This is a genomic window from Frankia sp. AiPs1 (assembly GCF_023716945.1).
Taxonomy (GTDB): domain Bacteria; phylum Actinomycetota; class Actinomycetes; order Frankiales; family Frankiaceae; genus Frankia.
On sequence record NZ_JAMQQF010000798.1, the window covers coordinates 1 to 2,019 of the forward strand.

Here is a 2,019-nt window from a genome sequence, read left to right on the forward strand (position 1 = left end):
GGGCAAGTTCGCCGCCGGCGTCGGCGTGCTGCGCGCCGCCGCCCGGCTGCGTCCGGTGTTCGACACGGCCGCCGAATTCGGCCCGCCCGCGCGGCCGGTGCGCCTGGCCACCGGGCCGGCACCCGTCGCGCTGGTGTGCCTGCCGTCGATGGTGGCCCCGTCCGGCCCGCACAACTTCGCCCGGATCGCCCTGCACCTGCACGGCCTGCGCGACGTCTTCGCGCTGCCGCATCCGGGGTTCGGCGACGGCGAGTTGCTGCCGGCGTACGCCGAGCTCGTCGTCGAGATGCACGCCGACACCGTCGCGCGTGCCTTCCCCGTCACCCCGGTCGTCCTCGCCGGGTACTCCTCCGGCGGCTGGCTGGCGCACGCGATCGCCTCCGCCCTGGAGGATCGGGGGGTGCGCCCGGCGGCGGTGGCGCTGCTCGACACGTGGCTGCCCACCGACCGCATCCCGGAGGAGGACATCCACGAGGAGCTGCGCGGCATCGCCGTCAACGACCAGGCGTTCGCGCTGATGACCGAGTCGCAGATCACCGCGCAGGGTGCCTACCTCGACCTGTTCGAGAACTGGCGGCCGCGCGGCGTCGCCGCCCCGGTCATGCTCCTGCGTGCGGCGGAGCGGATGCCCCGGCGCACCGTCGCCGAGGACATCACCGGGCACGGTCAGGCCTGGACGACCGACTGGTCGATGGACCACGACTCCTTCGACGTGGCCGGTGACCACCAGTCGATGATGAACGAACACGCCGCGTCGACCGCCCGTGACCTGCACCGCTGGCTGGAGCGGCTGGAAGGGGCGGGTGGAGAAGGAGCGAGGTAGCCTGCCGGCGGCCCGGCCCAGGCGGCGGCTGGTCCGCCGCGCGGTGCGGTGCGGGGACGGCCGGTGTCCCCGCACCGCTGCCGCACCGCTGCCGCACCGCTGCCGCGGCGGCTCTCAGGCCGCCGAGTGCGGGCTCGGCTGGACGGCGGCGATCGACTGACCGGCGGCGACCGCCCGGGCGAGGACGCCGATGTCGGCCTGGTCGGTGAACAGCCCGTCGATGCCGGCCCTGAGGTAGGCGACCTGTTCGTCGATGGCCCGGCCGAAGTCGTTCGCAACGGTGCCGCGGCGGTAGTCCGTCGGCAGGAACGTGTTCTCCGCGCGGAAGGTGTACGGGTGCAGGACCAGCCCGGCGGCGTGCGCGTCGGCGACCAGCGACGTCGCCCGGCCCAGCGATCCGTCGGGGTTGCGGGGGATGACCTGCAGCTTGTCGGGGCCGATGCCGGTGGCGTAGGCGGCGACGGCGCGCAGGCCGGCCGGCGTCACGAGGTCGGCGTAGGTCCGCTTGTCTCCGGCGGTGACGAGGTCGAACGGCGCTCCCTCGGCCGACAGCAGCTGCACCACCGAGGTGCGCAGCCCCAGCTTGCGCAACTGGGCGAGGTTCGTCGTCTCGAAGGACTGGACGAAGACCGCCGCGTCGCGCCGGTTCAGGCCGTAGCGGTTCAGCGTGTCGAGCAGGCGCTGCTCCAGCGGCAGCCCGGCCTTGGTGAAGTAGGTCGGGTGCTTGGTCTCCGGGTAGACGCCGATCTCCCGGCCGAGCTCCTTCGACAGCCGGACCCGCAGGTCGAGGACCTCGGTGAACGTCGGGATCTCGAACAGGCCATCGTAAAGGGTGTTCTCCTGACGCACCTCGGGCAGCCGCTCCTTGGCGCGCAGCGTCTTCAGTTCGGCCAGGGTGAAGTCCTCGGTGAACCAGCCGGTGGTCGCCACGCCGTCGAGTGAGGTCGTCTTCTTCCGGCCGGCGAACTCCGGGTGGTCGGCGACGTTCGTCGTCCCGCCGATCTCCGGTTCGTGCCGGCAGACGAGGACGCCGTCCTTCGTGGGCACCAGGTCGGGCTCCACGAAGTCCGCGCCCAGCCGCGCGGCCAGCTCGTAGGACGCCAGGGTGTGCTCGGGGCGGTAGCCGGATGCGCCGCGGTGGCCGATGACCAGCGTCGAACGGCGGCGCTCGCCGCCGGCGGCGGTTGCCCCGGCGG

Annotated in this window: 2 protein-coding genes; one reads left to right on the top strand and one right to left on the bottom strand. The window is 73.5% G+C overall.

Features of this window, described 5'->3' with window-relative positions:
- A partial coding sequence (locus ND748_RS30770; RefSeq protein WP_251749804.1) for a thioesterase domain-containing protein occupies positions 1 to 823 on the top strand: 823 nt, incomplete at its 5' end.
- Positions 824 to 937: 114 nt separating this feature from the next.
- Here ND748_RS30770 and ND748_RS30775 read toward each other — a convergent pair.
- A partial coding sequence (locus tag ND748_RS30775) for a glycerophosphodiester phosphodiesterase (protein WP_251749806.1) occupies positions 938 to 2,019 on the bottom strand: 1,082 nt, incomplete at its 5' end.